This window comes from Pseudanabaena sp. Chao 1811 (assembly GCF_027942295.1).
GTDB lineage: Bacteria > Cyanobacteriota > Cyanobacteriia > Pseudanabaenales > Pseudanabaenaceae > Pseudanabaena.
The window spans coordinates 674,307-690,271 of sequence record NZ_CP101416.1 but is presented as its reverse complement, the minus strand read 5'-3'; the positions used below and the strand labels follow the sequence as shown (position 1 = coordinate 690,271).

Below are 15,965 nucleotides of genomic sequence, written 5' to 3'. Positions count from 1 at the left end.
ATTAAGTCAAGATATAGTCCAAATAAGTAGTTTTTATATTTGGACTGATTAATTAGGGAAGTGTTTTTTATTAATTGCCTTAAATGACAATATTAGAAAAATTAAGTCATAGTAAATTAATGCAGAACATCAACTTTCTCTGACTAACAAATACTTAATCAAGGAACAAGCTCTTCACCTTTCTCGAAAGCATTTATAAAATTATTTATTCCATGAGTACCCCCATTCACCGATTTTCTAGCTTTTTCAAAGTCACGGGTTGTCACAGTACCTCTCCACCAATTTTTGCGATTAGGCGGGAGCGGAGGAAGTTCAGCATCTTTGAGAAATTCAGCTAACAACTTAGCGGCAACGTCAGGATCATTGGCAAGATCAGGAACTTGTACAAGTCGATCATCTCCATAGATTCTTTTGCTGAACTTGTTGTAGTTGAACTTTCCAGTCAATTGAATAAATCCTCTGCCCTTGAATCTTGCACCATCACCAAAAGCTCCATTGCCTAAATCATCTCGAAAATCATATAGAGCGAATGGATGTTCACCAGGTGAAGTATTAAACCGAGAGATAAACTCACTAATTGGCTCAAATCCTGCGGTTTCTGCTCTGATGGTTGCTAGAGCCATGAGTATCGCTTCGCGATCGCCTAAGCCAACTGTTTCAAGATAATGAAGTACCTTTGGCAAATACTTTCTAATATTGCCGCGAGGTGCATCAAAGAAAATCTGCTTGACAATATCCTCAGTAAACCTAGAAGCATCTACCCCAAGAGTCGGAGTCGGAGGAACGAACTTTGTCGTTGCTGGCACTCCAGTTTGCCATTCAATCGCCATAGAACCAGGTACAGGTGGATTACCACGAGTCATCCATTTTTTAACTTCAGTCAAGTCAATCTGAAACTCGTTAGGAGATCCACTTGGGTTGGGAACAACTGTAACTTTTTCAAGAAATTGGTTTGTTCCACCTTCCATCAAAAACAATTCTTTTTCTGTTAATTTAAGCCAAGTCATTGATTTTTCTCCAGATATACATTAGATAAACAAATCGACAAAATTTAGAGACAAGACTCAAAGAAAATCTTTTACATGGATTAGTTCTGCGTTTTGAGTGATATAGCCCATATCAAGGTGAGAGTGATGGATATCGAAGCCCATTTCGGCGGCTGATTCAGTAAACTCAAAACCAAGACTGCTTGATCCAGATGGGCGATTACCTCCGCCCAAAAAACCGCCATCAAAAACTTTATCGTCTACAAAATCCAAATCTGCTTGACTATCAATGATTCGATCGCCGACCGAAACAAAATCGATCGCTGTTCCAAAGCGGTGAGCGCTTTTAAAAGAAGGGTTATTCTGATAATCGGGATAGAAAGGAGAGCGATAACCACTACTCACACGAATTGGCTCACCAAATCTATCGCGAAGACTTTGCATAGAATCAGCGAGACGAATAATAGCAACTGGGATATAGTAAGGAAATGTAATACCCCTAGCAATTTCTGTGTCAGAGATAAACTCTAGTAAAGTAAAGTTGGTGGTTAATTTCTTACTAAAATCTTTGAAATCATTAACCTTGAAGTAGTAACGGGGCAATAAAGTTCCATCATTAAGAGCTTGATTAGGTTGAAAATTGGCTAAGTTTGGTTCTGATGTGCCAGCGCTTCTACTATCAATGAAAGCAAATTCTTCTCCAGAAGGAGCTGTAATCTTGCTGAAAGTAGAGGGTGTCGCAGCCGTGGGAGTAGTTGTTGTTTTAAATGCTGATGGTTCAGATGTATCTGTGAGATTAATAGCCATTTGTCCAGGTGCATCTGACCTTTCAAACCATCTCGCAGGAATATTGAGACTAAATTTACCAGCTATAGGGGTCGGAACAGTAGCACCTGTCAGAAGCTCTAATTTAGGCACAAGATCTACTTTTTCAATAAATTCATTCGTGCCACCCTTCATTAAATAAAGCGCTTTAGCGTTTAACTTGATCCATGTAGTAGACATTTGGATACTTCCTTCCAGTTACAAACAACCCAATCCCAACTTGCAGTCAACACTAATGCTTAATGCTGTTGGATTACATACTTGAAATTTAACTGATACTGCAATGCCTCAAGGTCAGAAAAGGTCGGATTAAGGTCGGATATTTTTAGTTTATTTGTGTAAATTTTTTTGACAAATGAAGATTTGCTAGTCATAGTGTAAGTATCAGTAGGTTTTTAAGGCGAAAAATGACAGAAGATGAGGCGATCGCACTAGCCGTGCAATTACTAGGCTGTGGGCGATTAACGAAAGTTCAGCAGTTTGTATTTCAGCAGTCTTGGCAATCCCAGAAATATACAGATATGGCTGTGGAGAAAAACTATGACCTTGGCTATATCAAGGATGTTGGCTCAGAATTGTGGCGATCGCTGTCTAAAGCTTTAAACGAAAAAGTTACCAAAAATAATTTGCGTGGAGTATTGGAGCGTTATGCTCAACAGCAGGCGGTTTTAAAAGCGAATTTAAAGGCTAACTCAGGAATGAGTCAGATTCATATGGGAGAAGCTATCGACGTTTCTAAATTCTGCGGGCGAACTCAGGAATTGGAGACTTTGAGTAAATGGATTTTGGGAGATCGCTGTCGAGTGGTCACAATTCTTGGTATGGGAGGTATGGGTAAAACTGCTCTATCAGTAAAAATTACGGAACAATTGCAGGGAGAATTTGATTATGTGATTTGGCGATCGCTACGCCATGCTCCGACCTTTAAAGACAAGATTACAGAATGTCTTAAAATTCTGTCACAGCAACAAATCGCGACTTTACCTGCTAACTTCCATGAGCAGATTACTTGCTTGATTGAATACTTCCGTAAGTATCGATGTTTGCTGATTTTAGATAATTTTGATACCTTGCTGGAATATGGTCAAGGGCAAGGAACTTACCTTGATGGATACGAAGCCTATGGCGAACTTTTGTGGCGATTGGGAGAAACTAATCATCAAAGTTGTGTGGTGCTTACTAGCCGTGAAAAGCCTACAGAAATTGTTGCCCTTGAAGGTGATGGCTTGGCAGTACGCACACTTGCTCTATCTGGATTAGATCTTGAAGCAGGGAAAACAATACTAACTCTAAAAAGCTTATTAATTTCTGATGCAGAAGCTAGACAGGTAGTTGATTGTTATAGTGGTAATCCTTTAGCACTCAAGATTGCGGCAACTTCCATTCGGGACTTACATGGAGGAAATGTTAATCATTTCTTAGCCAGTGGCATCACGCTCTTTCATGGAATCAGCAATCTATTATCTCAGCAATTCCAGGGGTTATCAGATCTGCAAAATCAAATCATGTATTGGCTAGGCATCTATCGCGAGAGTATTTCTTTAACGGAATTGCATAGCGTATTTATACCATCTATATCTAAATTGAAGTTGATGGAAGTTTTAGAGTCTTTAGTGAATTGCAATTTAATTGAGCGCGATCGCTATGGATTTACGCAGCAATCTGTAGTTATGGAATATGTAACAGATCGATTAATCAAACTAATCTGTCAGGAGATAATTACCGAATCACCACAATATTTGCTTACCCATGCTTTAGTTCAAGCCAAAGCGAAGGATTATATTCGTGATAGTCAAATTCAATTAATTGTGCAACCTATCCTTCAGCAATTACAAAATAGCCTTGGCTCTACGAATCAACTTAAACATAAGTTGGGTAGACTGATAATCAAACTGCAAGACGAATTGAGGAATTATGGGCAAGAACAAAATGTAGAGACAATTCATGAATTACCTCTACATTTCTTAGACAATTATGGAGGGGCAAATCTCCTTCATTTATTGGTGCATTTGGGAACTGATTTAACAGGTTATGACTTTTCGCGTCTGACAATTCGCAACTGTGACTTGCGATCGCTTAACTTACGTGGAGTCAACTTTACTCAAGCTAACCTTCGAGATTGTTTATTTGCGGCGACCTTTGGCGGCGTTACTAGCGTTGCCTTTAGCCCTGATGGACTTTCTCTTGCTAGCAGTGACACCAATGGCGAGATTCAGATTTGGGATGCTGTTAATGGTCAGCAACTCTTTATTTGTCAAGGACATAATAGTTGGGTTTGGAATGTTGCTTTTGCGCCCAATGCTCCCATTCTGGCTAGTTGCGGTCAGGATCATACAGTTAAATTCTGGAATATAAATAATGGAGAATGTTTCCGAACCTTACATGGACATACCAATATTGTTACCTCGATCGCCTTTAGTCCTGATGGTCAACTTGTTGCTAGTAGTAGCACCGATCGCTCTGTTAGAATCTGGAACTTAGTTACAGGAGAATCTATCCAAATCTTAGAAGGACATCATGCTTGTGTCTGGTCAGTTGATTTCCATCCCAATGGTCTTCTTCTAGCTTCGGCAGCAGAAGATAACACGATCAAGATAAGGAACTTAGAAACGGGTTGCTGTGTGCAAACTCTGCAAGGTCATCAATATTGGGTAAAAGCGATCGCCTTTAATCCTAATGGCAAAACGTTAGCCAGTTGCAGCTTTGATAGCACCGTGAAAATTTGGGATTGGCAAACGGGCGAATGTTTAAAAACGTTGGTAGGACATCAAGCGGTTGTCACCTGCTTAGGCTATAGTCCCCAAGGCGATCGCCTCGTAACAGGTAGCTATGATCAATCCGTCAAGATTTGGGATGTCTCCACTGGCAAATGTCTGGACACTCTGCACAAGCATACTAATCGAGTATGGTCAGTTGCCTTCCATCCCCAAGAGAATTTAGTGGTTAGCGGTGGCGATGACCATGCGATTAAAATCTGGGAACTTCATAGGGGAAAATGTATCAAAACTCTTCAAGGAAATAGTAATGCGATTTATGCGATCGCCTATAGTCCTCAAATTAGTGATCATAGTGATCAGATCTATCCGCAAAACTTGCTTGCCAGTGGACATGAAGACCAGACGATTAAACTCTGGAATGTCAATATCAATTCTCCCCAAACCTTAGAGACTGACCTTCAACCTTTTCAAATACTCCGAGGGCATAGCGATCGCATTCTCTCTGTTGCCTTCAGCCCCAATGGTCAAATTCTCGCTAGTGGTAGCGCCGATCGCACGATTAAGCTTTGGCATCCCCAGACTGGCAAACTCATCAAAACCCTTCAGGGGCATCGAAGTTGGATTTGGGAAATAGCCATCAGTCCCGATAATAAATTTTTGGCTAGTGGCAGCTACGACCACACCGTGAAAGTGTGGGATTTAGAATCTGGTGAATGCTTACAGACCTTGCAAGGTCATCCTAGTTCCGTTCTATCGGTTAGGTTTAGTCACGATGGCAAGACTCTATTTAGTAGCGGCTATGACCATATAGTGAAACATTGGCATCTGGAAACGGGTAAATGTTTACATACTTGGGAAGCAGACTCTAGCAACCGTGTTTGGGCAATGGAAATCAGCCCCAATTCAAAACATCTAGCAACTGGTGGTGATGATAACTCTATAAAACTATGGGAAATAGAGACAGGAGCTTGTTTACGCATATTTTCTGGACATTCCCACCCCGTTGTCTCGCTTATCTTTACGCCCAATGGTCATCTCTTGATTAGTGGAAGTAGCGATCGCACCATCAAAATTTGGGATGTATTGACAGGAGATTGTCTTGAGACACTACAAGGACATGGTCACTGGGTCGTGTCACTGGCTCTCAGCGAAGATGCAAAAACGCTGATGAGTGGCAGTTGGGATGAAACGATCAGATGTTGGAATGTTGGTACAGGTAAGTGTTGGCAAACTTTGCGATCGCTCTCTCCTTACAAAGGCATGATCATCAACGATGTCACAGGTTTAACTCAAGCTGAAATGGACACCCTAAAAGCTTTAGGAGCTTTAGCCAACTAAATTAGCGCAATAAAACCCACCACTAACTTTTAAGTTAGAAGAGGAGTAATATAGAAATCATACTTTTATCGTCAGCAAGCCACACCAGCCATGATGATTCAAACCTTACCCAAAGTTACAACCTTTGACGGATTTGTGGAATTTCTTCCCGAAAATTCTGGCGTACGTTACGAACTACATAACGGAAATATTGTTGAAATGGCTCAACCAGTTGGAGATCACGAAGAACTTAAAAGCTTTTTGGGTGTAGAAATCCCCTTTGAAATCAAACGATTGGGAATACCCTACGGTATTCCTAATCAAGTAATCATCAAACCTGAAGGCAAAGATTCTGGATATTTTCCAGACATACTAGTAGTAAATCGCGCCAACCTATCTAATGAACCTCGATGGAAAAAAGAATCAGTTCTGAGTCAGGGTGCATCCATACCTTTAGCGATCGAAATTGTATCTACCAATTGGCGCGATGATTATCATTTAAAATTTGCCGATTATGAAGAAATGGGCATAGCTGAATATTGGATTATTGATTATGCCGCATTGGGCGGACGCAACTTTATCGGTAATCCCAAACAGCCAACTACAGTCCATTGAGGGATTAAGTAGTACAGTAACAACACTTAGTAAACCAATTTTTGAAGAAATCTTTTTCTAACAAGTAAGGGAAAACGTTGATTAAATGCTGAAGTAGTTTTTGAGAATGAGGTCTAAGCAATCTAATAAAATATTTGAGAACCGACCACATCATCTCAATTGGATTAAAATCAGGAGAATAGGTGGGTAAGTACAAAATCTTAGCACCTGTCGCTGTAATTGCTTTTGCGACCCCCTCAACTTTATGGCAGTTGAGGTTATCCATGATGATCCTATGCTCAGGACGTAATTTAGGTACTAGGTCATCTTGGACAAAGGTGAGAAAATCTGCTCCTTTCATAGAACCCTGAATCGTTTTCAGGCAAACAATCCCATCAACTGAAATAGCGCCAATTATTGTGTATTTCTGACCTTTGTAAAAGGGACGAAGACTGAATACTCTTTTGCCACATTCACTTCTTGCCACAGAGCGTTCCATCCCCTGCCATACTCCCGTTTCATCAATACAAATCAGATCTTCAGCTTTCACTTCATTCAATGCTTCCCAAAATTCACATCTTTGCTGTTGTACTGCCTCACTTTTTACCTTTTCATGGCGATAGGTCTTTTTTTTAGAGTGATGTTATGCCTCTGGAAAAATCGGCACATGCTGCCTGTGGTCACTGATACTCCTGTTTGTTCTGCTACTTCTTCACAGTACTGCCATAGTGTCCAATCTGGATGCTCTGAGACAATTTCGAGGATTTTCTCCTGATGCGCTTCGAGGGGACTTTTGATTGGACTACCTAATGGTTTGTGGTTTAGTTCTCCTGTCTCTCGGTATTGATTCAGTAGTTTTTGCACTGTTTTCGTCGCGACTTGAAATTGCTTCGCTACTTCCCGAATCGATGTATTTCCTGCTTCGTAGTTTGCTACGATCTTTTCTCTGAGATCTAGTGAGTAAGGTGCCATTTTTTACTCTCTTTTGGGTTTTGCTATCCTAGCTTATCTTGTACTACTCTTTCCCTCAATAGGCTGTATCTCAGTTTGTAATTTGGTGGATGGAGAATATCAAATTAGCAAATTTCAGAATAGCGATCGCCTGATCTCTCAAATTTTCCCTGAGCTAAACCTCACAGCAAATCAAATTTTTACATCAGGGCTTCCCAATTAAAAACTACTTCAGGAAATGTAAGCAAAGATAGAGTATCACCCTGTTCATAGCGCTGCGATCGCTTATAGCCTGAAGCGGATGGTTGCGAATAGCCTTCGATAATTTGTTGATTGACATCAAATAGCCACATTTCAGGAATCCCATTGGCAGCATATAAAGGCGCTTTCACATCACGGTCATAGGTGATCGTGCTATCAGCAACTTCGATAATTAATAAGATATCCTCTGGTGTTGGCAAGGCACTAGCATAAAAATCATCACGTAACTTTAAAATTGCTAGGTCGGGCTGTGGTTCGGATTGATCGCTTAAACGAATGGGATTTTGCGTCCAAATAATTGCCTGATCACCTAACTTTCTTTCAAACTGTTTAGTCAAACGAGCCACACAAACTGCGTGCTTGATGCCAATCGGGGACATTTCTCTGATTTCTCCATTAATTAATTCATAGCGATCGCCTTCCGCAAACACCCCCGCCTCATGCATGAGATGGTATTGCTGCACTGTAAATTTATGGATATTGCTCGTAAAACTGGGTGTAACTAGTTGGGCTGTCATCGTATTTCACCTCAATTCAAGTAGGTTAGAGCTTTCATGCTAAATGTTTAGTATTATTAAGATTCAAGACTAGCGATCTACGCAATCGCTGCTTTTCCTTTTCGCATATTTTCGCATATTGATTGATAAGTAATGGACACTAGATATAATCCCCAGCAGATCGAACCCAAATGGCAAAAAGTTTGGGCAGAGAAACAACTTGACAAAGTAAGCAACGATGCAATTAGTGCAGACAAAAAGAAATTTTACGCACTGTCAATGTTTCCCTATCCATCGGGCGATCTGCATATGGGGCATGTCCGTAACTACACGATCACCGATGTAATTGCCCGTTATAAAAGAATGCAGGGCTATCAAGTATTGCACCCGATGGGCTGGGATGCTTTCGGATTACCTGCGGAAAATGCAGCGATTGATCGCAATACTCATCCTGCGAAATGGACTTATGCCAATATTGACAATATGCGATCGCAGCTTCAGCAAGTGGGCTTGTCCTACGACTGGGATCGCGAGTTAGCCACCTGTTCACCCGACTATTACAAATGGACACAATGGATCTTTTTGCAATTTTTGGAAGCAGGGTTGGCATATCAAAAAGAAGCCAAGGTTAACTGGGACCCCATTGATCAGACTGTAATTGCCAATGAACAGGTGGATAGTGAAGGTCGTTCTTGGCGATCAGGGGCGATTGTCGAGAAGCGCAAATTACGCCAATGGTTCTTGAAAATCACTGATTATGCCGAGCAGCTTTTGCAAGATTTGGATAAGCTCAATGACTGGCCCTCTAGCGTCAAGATCATGCAAGCCAACTGGATCGGCAAGTCCACAGGCGCAGAGCTAAGTTTCCCCATCGTTGACAGTGACGAAAAAATTACAGTTTTTACCACCCGTCCTGATACGGTTTACGGTGTGAGCTATGTCGTGCTTGCCCCTGAGCATCCTCTAGTCGAGACTTTGACCAGTGCTGCTCAAAAAGAAGCCGTCAGCAAATTCATCGAAGAGGTCAAAAATCTTAGCGAAATTGATCGCACTTCAGACGATCGCCCCAAACGTGGCGTAGCGATCGGTGCGAGTGTGATTAATCCCTTCACAGGAAAAGAAGTTCCCATCTGGATTGCTGATTACGTTCTCTTTGAATATGGCACTGGCGCAGTCATGGGCGTTCCTGCCCACGATGTCCGCGATTTCGCTTTTGCCAAGCAGTATAACCTTCCAATTCAGACAGTAATTAATGCACCTAATGCACCAGATGAAGCACTCAAGGCGGCTTACACGGAAGCAGGGATTATGGTCAATTCGGGAGAGTTTGACGGATTGGATTCCGTAACTGCGAAAACTAAAATCGTGAAACTTGCGGAGAAGAACCAATGGGGAACTGCCAAAATAACCTATCGCTTGCGTGATTGGTTGATTTCTCGCCAAAGATATTGGGGCTGTCCGATTCCCGTAATTCATTGTCCAAGTTGTGGCATCGTTCCCGTTCCCCATGCAGATTTGCCCGTAATTTTGCCTGAAGATGTGGAACTCACAGGACGAGGAGCCTCACCTCTCGCCCAAAAAGAATCTTGGATCAATGTCCCATGCCCTAAATGCGGCACGGCTGCTAAGCGCGAAACTGACACGATGGACACCTTTATTGATTCTTCTTGGTATTTCTTACGTTTTAGTGATGCGCGGAATGAACAGGAAATTTGCGATCGCACTGCGGTAAATAATTGGCTACCCGTCGATCAATATGTGGGCGGCGTAGAACACGCGATTTTGCATTTGCTCTATTCCCGCTTTGTGACTAAGGTTTTGCGCGATCGCGGCTTACTAAATTTCGATGAACCCTTTACGAGATTGCTTACTCAGGGCATGGTTCAGGGCTTGACCTACATGAATCCCAACAAAGGCGGCAAGGACAAATGGGTTCCTTCGGCTTTAGTTGATCCCAAAGACCCTAAAGATCCGAAAACTGGTGAACCTTTGCAGGCGCTATTTGCCACGATGTCCAAATCTAAGGGTAATGGTGTGTCACCTGTAGATGCGATCGCTAAGTATGGAGCTGACACTTTGCGGATGTTCACTCTCTTCAAAGCTCCTCCTGAAAAGGATTTGGAATGGGAAGATGCGGATGTCGAAGGTCAACAACGCTTCTTAAATCGCGTATGGCGTTTAGTCTCTAGCTTTGCCGAAACTAAGCAGAATGGCATCTCTAAGAAGATTGATAAGAATCTCCGCCGAGCGATTCACATTGCCATTAAGGAAGTTTCTGAAGATTTTGATGGAGGTTATCAACTAAATACCGCTATTTCCGAATTGATGAAGCTCAGCAACGCCTTACAAGATGCTGAAGATAAGAGTTCGGCTACTTTCTTAGAAGGTATTGAAACCCTCTTAACTTTGCTTGCTCCCTTTGCCCCGCACATTGCTGAGGAACTTTGGTCATTGATTGGGCATACAGACTCAATCCATTTGCAGCCTTGGCTCACCCATGATCCTGATGCACTCACCGTTGACGAGATTACGCTCGTAATTCAAATCAATGGTAAAGTGCGCGGCAGTCTCCAAGTGCCATCTAGCGCCAGCAATGATAAGCAAGCATTGGAAGAATATGCTCGCAGTTCGGAGGCGGCGAAGAAGTATCTCGAAGGTAAGGAGATTAAGAAAGTGATTTCAGTTCCCAGTAAATTGGTGAATTTTGTAGTTGTGTAGTGCTTCAATTACTAATATTAGTATCTTGCCTAAACTCATAAATTAGAAATGGTAGTAATTTCCTTCTCTAATTTATGGGTTTAAATTTTGGAAGCCACTAAATGTAACTTTTTAAAAAATATGTAATCGCAAAACAAAAAGGCTGAAATTTACCGTCGCGATCGCGTTTCCCAAAACTTTTAACAAAAAGATCTATTTCCTCATTACTAAACCCATCTTCAAACAAACTAATCAACCCCTCAATTGCAGCTTTTCTGAGCTTTTTTAACTCAGTGTAGTTAAGATTGAGAGTTTTTACCGTTGAGTCATTATTAGGTAAAATTTCACCTTCAGCACTGTAGCTAAACTTTGTCTCACAATCTGGATTAGTAGGCTCAACCGATAAGTATTTATTTCCCCGTTTACGTCCACAATGCTCTTCACAGTGTGTTATTGCAAGATTTTTAGCAATTATGTGATCAGAGATTCCGCAAGATGCGAGTAGATTAGTATATTCAAGTGATAGTTCAGGATGTGTACTTTGTGGGGCAACATGTTCTATGTGACTGGTGCGATCGCTTATTTCCATACCGCAATAGCAGCAAATATACCCCTGTTCTTCGATCAAGGTTTGAAGTAATTCCTTGCGCTCTTTACTACGCAAATACTCATATCCATAATTGGGATCATTAGCAGCTAGTTGTTTCCATTGCTTTACGCTCTCTGGTTCACGACTAGGATCTTTAGAAATGTATTTCATCGACCAAGTACTTCCTTACGGTGCATAAGTACATCAGCTTTTATAAAAGTAGGATCTTCACCTATTTTTTTTTGTAGAGAATGTTTTAGTGATCGCGCAGCTTTTAAATCACCATCATCAATATGTCGAAACAGTTGCAATATATCTTCTTGAATATCACGATCTCGTTCTGTGGATTCCATATCATCTTCTAAAATACGATTGCTATCCTTGCCGTAGGTATGACGAAGTTCAGCAATAATACCTGATTCAGACTGTTTCAATCTATAGACCTGTCCTTTAAATTCGCCTAACACTTGTGGTGAATGGGTCGTAATAATAAATTGACAATTAGGAAAAGTTTCTGTCAGTCTAGGAATAACTCGACGTTGCCATTCAGGATGTAGATGCAATTCAATTTCATCAATTAAAACAATGCCATAACCTTTTAACGGATCGTCGTTTTTAGGGTTAACGATCGCTAATCTTCGTGCTAAATCTCCTACCATCGCCAAAAAACATTTTTCTCCATCGGAAAGCTGATTAATAGAGAATCTTTCTTTATTATTTTTTGTCACCTCAATCTTTGCAGGTGGTCTACGATTAACTTTTAAATCAGAAAACTCAGGGACTACATTGGCAATTGCATCACGTACTGCTTGCAGTTGCTTATCACGATAGCTAGATTCACCATCAAGACGCATTTGATTTTCGATATCTTCTAGCGATCTAAACCAAGTAAATAATTCGACAAAGTTTGTTTGTCTGATTTTAGAATAAAAACTGTAAACTTCTCTTATATCTATATCGTCTAGTGATACAGGTTCTAAAAATTTAGGCTCAATTTCGGGAACGATTCGGTTTGTTATGTAATGGACAACTAAAGGTAAATTCCCTTCAGCTTTATACATAGATGAGATATCTTCTAATAATTGGTGTAAGTTGTAAGCTTCAAAACTTTCTAAATGATTTTCTATTTCAACATCAATTGAACAATCTATATCTAGAGATTTTATCGCAATAGAAATAAAGCCCTTTCCTGAATTACTACTAATATCATCTTTATTAAACTCTGCAAATGGATAATCAACTTTAGGTTTTAAGTTCATCGACTTTAGCTTAAATAGACTAGTAAAAACTGAAAATAGCATAGTAGAAATACTATCTAGAATAGTAGATTTACCTGTACCATTACCACCTAAGAAAATAGTAGAAAGCTTATCATCGAAATTAATTTCAAGGTTCTCAAATCCTCTAAATGATTTTAGTCTTAGAAGTTTAATTCTCATTTTTTTACTGATTGATCGATCTTAATTAATTCTACAGATTATCTTTTAACTTATAGATTAACCAATATGATATCAAGACAATCTTACATTGTGGATTTATCTACAAAATTTAAGGTTGTCTTGAGGGTTAAGCGATCGCAAGTTTGGAGATCCTAGCTTGGGAGCCTTCCTGTTAATAAATAAGTAATCATCTTACCCTTACCTTTAATATCGATCTCTCGACGGGAATCAAATTGATACTTGTCTTTTAACAGGTGATAGGTTACTTCGGTAACTTGGATACAACCAGCAACACCTTGGGACTCCATCCGACTTGCCACATTGACCGTATCACCCCAAAGGTCGTAAATAAACTTCTTCGTGCCAATTACTCCTGCGATCGCCTGTCCAGTGTGAATACCAATCCGCAATGAAAAGGGACTACCATCAGTACGCTTGAATTGCTGGATGGATGCTTGCATTTCCAATGCCATTTCGGCGATCGCCTCCGCATGATCCTTACTTGGTGTTGGCAATCCTCCAACTGCCATATAAGAATCACCAATAGTTTTAATTTTCTCTAATTCATAAACATCAACTAGACGGTCAAATTCTGAAAATATATCATTTAAACAGTTGACCAAATCACTAGCAGAAATAGCCGCCGCATATTCCGTAAAATTGACAATATCTGCAAATAACACTGTTACCTCATCAAAGGCATCAGCAACAACTGCACCAGAGATTTTACCGTTGGTGAGACTATCTAACATAGGATCTATCTCTAGTAAATTGTTAGAATAAGCCTCTACAACCTTACTTGCTAAAGCTTTTGACTGAGACAGTTTTAAGCGCTCTACAATCTCTTGCGGTAAAACATTTAGTAATAAACGTTCCGATTTCATCTGTTCAATTCGCAGCTTTTCTTCAGCTCGGCGACGCTCTTGAGATTCCATGCCCAATGCTAATAAATCTGCCAAAGAACTAGCAAAACTATGCTCTTCTGGTAGCCATAAACGTTCTATATCAGTATTTTCAAAGGCAATAATGCCTGTTAATTCGCCGTTAACTTCAAAGGGCTTAATCAATAAAGATACCGTGTTTGCAGAGTTGAAATACTCCATGATTTCTTGTAACGATGATTCCTCCCGTACATCCTCAACAGAAATACTATTTTGTGATTTAAGGGCAGCAAAAAAATTGGGATAATCTTGAGAAGTTAAATAATCTGCTTCTGTATGAGTATCTGTACTTTTAATATACAAATCGAGACAATGTAGAAGAGTTTTTGCTGTATCAAATAGCCAAATACTAACCCTTTCTACATTTAGAGCATGGCTTCCTGTATAGGTAATATTTTGAACAGCACCGATAAAATCTCCCTGATTAATTGATTTATCTTTGGTTAAACCTAGTAGAAAATCCTGTTGTTTTCGCAGTTGATCTTCACGGCGACTTAATAGGAAATTTATGCGTTGCAATGAGGCTTTGGATGCATTGAGTTCATAGTTTGTTTCTCTTAAATTTAATGTTAAGTCTTGGTTGGATTGCTCTAGTTGCAACAAAGAATTTGCCATCATTTCTACCATCGTATTAAATGATGCAGCCAAAACTTGAATTTCGTGAGTTCCTTCTATTGATACCCTTGTATCGATCTTGCCTTGAGTAACTGCTTGGGAAGCTTCATTTAATTTCTCTATAGAAGAAGAAATTGATCGCCCGATCATCATGCTCACCAAAATAGCGATCGCTAATATTGCAAAGTATAGCAAAATCACTATTTGTGTATAATCCTGCATCGAACCTGTAAATTGAGATTCAGGAATTACTACTACCATTAGGCGACTATAAAAAATAAATATGCCAACTAGTCCTGTCGCGAGGATAAGCTGAAACACAAATGGAACCACTAGTAAGTTTTTCAGTGGAACATTTTTTAATAACCCAGCTAGATACGAGATTTTAAACATGATGCCTAAGTAAGTAATGCCTTTGCTGCTAAGCACCTATACGTCCTTTCAAGAGATAGGTCGTCATTTCTCCTTTGCCCTTAATATTAATGGCACTGCGTTGTTCAAAATAATATTTGTCTTTTAAAAGTTGATAGGTCGCTTCAGTAACTTGAATACAGTCGGCAATACCATAGGACTCCATACGACTAGCGACATTGACCGTATCGCCCCACAGGTCATAAATGAATTTTTTTGTGCCAATTACCCCAGCGATCGCCTGTCCTGTATGAATACCGATCCGCAATGAAAATTGGCTACCATCAGAGCGTTTAAATTTCTTGATCGAGGCTTGCATTTGTAAAGCCATTTCGGCGATCGCTTCCGCATGATCATCACTGGGTACAGGTAATCCCCCCACTACCATATAGGAGTCACCCACCGTCTTGATCTTCTCGAGGTCGTATTGCTCAACGAAGTAATCAAACTCTGAGAATATCTCATTCAATACATTCACTAATTCACTAGCAGAAATAGCCGCCGCATATTCCGTAAAATTGACAATATCCGCAAATAACACGGTAACTTCGTCAAAGGAATCTGCCACAATTGTCCCGCTAGTTTTGAGATGCACTTGCGTCTTAAATTGCAACGACTTCAAGCGTTCGGCGATTTCTGGTGGCAATACATTCAGCAAGAGGCGCTCTGATTTTTTCTGTTCAACCCTTAGACTTTCTTCGACCCGTCGGCGTTCTTGGGCTTCCATTCCGAGTGCTAATAAATCTGACAAAGAATTGGCAAAGCTAATTTCTTCCTCTGTCCATAGATGTTCAATCTCGGTATGCTCAAAGGCGAGAATACCAATAATTTCTCCACCGACTTCAAATCTAGATACCAAAGTAGAAACAATTCCTAAAGGCAAGCAATAGGGTAAAAATAATTCTTGAAAAATAGGATCTTCTTGGATATCTTCGGTAGCGATCGCCCGATCCTTGAGAATTGCCCCAAAAAAGCTAGGATACATTTCTGCGCTTAAAACTTCAGACTCGGTATGCAGATTTAAGCTTTTTTGGTAGAGATCAAGGCAATGTAAAACAGTCTTGTTTTTATTGAAGAGCCAAATACTAACCCGTTCGACATTGAGAGCGAAACTGCCCGTTCTTG

General features: G+C 40.3%; 9 protein-coding genes and 4 pseudogenes. 4 read left to right on the top strand and 9 right to left on the bottom strand.

Features of this window, described 5'->3' with window-relative positions; translation table 11 throughout:
- Nucleotides 1–158: 158 nt before the first annotated feature.
- A complete protein-coding gene (locus tag NMG48_RS03310; RefSeq protein ID WP_271253973.1) occupies nucleotides 159–1,007 on the bottom strand; it encodes a glycoside hydrolase family 19 protein in 849 nt (282 codons plus the stop codon).
- Between the two features lie 57 nt (nucleotides 1,008–1,064).
- Nucleotides 1,065–1,991: a D-Ala-D-Ala carboxypeptidase family metallohydrolase gene (locus tag NMG48_RS03305; RefSeq protein WP_271253972.1), complete on the bottom strand. Its 927-nt coding sequence runs from the start codon at nucleotides 1,989–1,991 to the stop codon at nucleotides 1,065–1,067.
- 227 nt (nucleotides 1,992–2,218) lie between these two features.
- Between NMG48_RS03305 and NMG48_RS03300 the strand changes: the two genes are divergently transcribed.
- Both NMG48_RS03300 and NMG48_RS03295 read left to right on the top strand, forming a co-directional pair.
- Nucleotides 2,219–5,866 carry an NB-ARC domain-containing protein gene (locus tag NMG48_RS03300; protein ID WP_271253971.1) on the top strand — a complete coding sequence of 1,216 codons (3,648 nt, stop codon included), beginning with the start codon at nucleotides 2,219–2,221 and terminating at the stop codon, nucleotides 5,864–5,866.
- A 93-nt stretch (nucleotides 5,867–5,959) separates the two neighbouring features.
- Nucleotides 5,960–6,448: pseudogene (locus NMG48_RS03295) on the top strand (Uma2 family endonuclease); the annotation flags it as partial.
- A 16-nt stretch (nucleotides 6,449–6,464) separates the two neighbouring features.
- Here the strand turns inward: NMG48_RS03295 and NMG48_RS03290 are convergent.
- Together NMG48_RS03290 and NMG48_RS03285 are read right to left on the bottom strand one after the other, a co-directional pair.
- Nucleotides 6,465–7,013 (bottom strand): annotated as a pseudogene (locus NMG48_RS03290) (transposase); the annotation flags it as partial.
- A 29-nt stretch (nucleotides 7,014–7,042) separates the two neighbouring features.
- Nucleotides 7,043–7,411 carry a helix-turn-helix domain-containing protein gene (locus NMG48_RS03285; RefSeq protein WP_271251623.1) on the bottom strand — a complete coding sequence of 123 codons (369 nt, stop codon included), beginning with the start codon at nucleotides 7,409–7,411 and terminating at the stop codon, nucleotides 7,043–7,045.
- Nucleotides 7,412–7,463: 52 nt separating this feature from the next.
- On the opposite strand from NMG48_RS03285, the pseudogene NMG48_RS21605 reads away from it, so the two are divergent.
- Nucleotides 7,464–7,613: pseudogene (locus tag NMG48_RS21605) on the top strand (Uma2 family endonuclease); the annotation flags it as partial.
- On the opposite strand, the gene NMG48_RS03280 reads toward NMG48_RS21605, so the two are convergent.
- Nucleotides 7,591–8,169 carry a Uma2 family endonuclease gene (locus NMG48_RS03280; RefSeq protein ID WP_271253969.1) on the bottom strand — a complete coding sequence of 193 codons (579 nt, stop codon included), beginning with the start codon at nucleotides 8,167–8,169 and terminating at the stop codon, nucleotides 7,591–7,593. The pseudogene NMG48_RS21605 and the gene NMG48_RS03280 overlap by 23 nt on opposite strands.
- Before the next feature lie 132 nt (nucleotides 8,170–8,301).
- Between NMG48_RS03280 and leuS the strand changes: the two genes are divergently transcribed.
- Nucleotides 8,302–10,866, top strand: coding sequence for a leucine--tRNA ligase (leuS, locus tag NMG48_RS03275; protein ID WP_271253968.1), 2,565 nt, complete (start codon nucleotides 8,302–8,304; stop codon nucleotides 10,864–10,866).
- A gap of 97 nt (nucleotides 10,867–10,963) precedes the next feature.
- On the opposite strand, the gene NMG48_RS03270 is transcribed toward leuS, so the two are convergent.
- From NMG48_RS03270 to NMG48_RS03255, 4 genes and pseudogenes are all read right to left on the bottom strand, one after another.
- Nucleotides 10,964–11,605 (bottom strand): retron system putative HNH endonuclease, encoded by a 642-nt coding sequence (locus tag NMG48_RS03270; protein ID WP_271253967.1) that lies wholly within the window; start codon nucleotides 11,603–11,605, stop codon nucleotides 10,964–10,966.
- On the bottom strand, nucleotides 11,602–12,873 hold the full coding sequence (locus NMG48_RS03265; RefSeq protein WP_271253966.1) for an AAA family ATPase: 1,272 nt from the start codon (nucleotides 12,871–12,873) through the stop codon (nucleotides 11,602–11,604). Before NMG48_RS03265 ends, NMG48_RS03270 begins: the two co-directional genes overlap by 4 nt.
- Nucleotides 12,874–13,025: 152 nt before the next feature.
- Complete coding sequence (locus NMG48_RS03260; protein WP_271253965.1) at nucleotides 13,026–14,822, bottom strand: adenylate/guanylate cyclase domain-containing protein; 1,797 nt, start codon at nucleotides 14,820–14,822, stop codon at nucleotides 13,026–13,028.
- A gap of 28 nt (nucleotides 14,823–14,850) precedes the next feature.
- Nucleotides 14,851–15,927: pseudogene (locus NMG48_RS03255) on the bottom strand (adenylate/guanylate cyclase domain-containing protein); the annotation flags it as partial.
- Between the last annotated feature and the right edge of the window lie 38 nt (nucleotides 15,928–15,965).

Excerpts from the sequence above, each read along its gene's own strand:
- NMG48_RS03285 (WP_271251623.1), bottom strand. The coding sequence starts at position 7,411 with ATGGCACCTTACTCACTAGATCTCAGAGAAAAGATCGTAGCAAACTAC.
- NMG48_RS03280 (WP_271253969.1), bottom strand. The coding sequence starts at position 8,169 with ATGACAGCCCAACTAGTTACACCCAGTTTTACGAGCAATATCCATAAA.
- NMG48_RS03270 (WP_271253967.1), bottom strand. The coding sequence starts at position 11,605 with ATGAAATACATTTCTAAAGATCCTAGTCGTGAACCAGAGAGCGTAAAG.
- NMG48_RS03300 (WP_271253971.1), top strand. The coding sequence starts at position 2,219 with ATGACAGAAGATGAGGCGATCGCACTAGCCGTGCAATTACTAGGCTGT.
- NMG48_RS03305 (WP_271253972.1), bottom strand. The coding sequence starts at position 1,991 with ATGTCTACTACATGGATCAAGTTAAACGCTAAAGCGCTTTATTTAATG.
- NMG48_RS03265 (WP_271253966.1), bottom strand. The coding sequence starts at position 12,873 with ATGAGAATTAAACTTCTAAGACTAAAATCATTTAGAGGATTTGAGAAC.
- NMG48_RS03260 (WP_271253965.1), bottom strand. The coding sequence starts at position 14,822 with ATGTTTAAAATCTCGTATCTAGCTGGGTTATTAAAAAATGTTCCACTG.
- NMG48_RS03310 (WP_271253973.1), bottom strand. The coding sequence starts at position 1,007 with ATGACTTGGCTTAAATTAACAGAAAAAGAATTGTTTTTGATGGAAGGT.
- leuS (WP_271253968.1), top strand. The coding sequence starts at position 8,302 with ATGGACACTAGATATAATCCCCAGCAGATCGAACCCAAATGGCAAAAA.